Genomic DNA, 500 nt, shown 5'->3' on the forward strand with positions numbered 1-500 from the left:
GACGTTGAGCGTGCCGGTAGTGTCGTCTGAAACCACGCCGATGTTGTTAGCAGACAGTTTAGCTTCATCTGCCTCGCCGCCTTTAACGGTAACAGTGCTGCCCAAACGTCGAGTTGAGGGCGTACCGGCATCAGCGGCAAACGTCAGCGGTGTGCGTGCTGCATCGCTTAACGCACTTAATGCTTCTCCGACAGTATGGTAAGTCGCTACGCTGCTACTATCAGGATTGCCGGAAATAACTGTGTAATTCGGTGCAGTAATAGAGCCGTCAGCAGGATTAACCTGTGTGCCAAGTGCTTTGGCAACTTTGTCCAGCTGGGATACGTTTACCGCATCGTTTTGCTTCTGACCATCTTTAACATTACCGATAGTCGTCGGAGTCGAGGTTTGAGGGTCGGTCGGATTCAATGCGGCAATCGTTACGTCATTGCCTGTATAGTCAGTGTTATCCTCTACATCGACAAACTTAACGGTGCGTGTTTGCGTATTTGGATCAATGG

General features: G+C 50.4%; 1 protein-coding gene. It reads right to left on the bottom strand.

Annotated elements, in window-relative coordinates:
- Positions 1–500, bottom strand: a 500-nt coding sequence (locus ACTHUE_RS20155) for a hypothetical protein (protein WP_440424296.1), incomplete at both ends; no start/stop codon positions are given.

The organism is Neisseria sp. P0021.S005 (assembly GCF_051956955.1).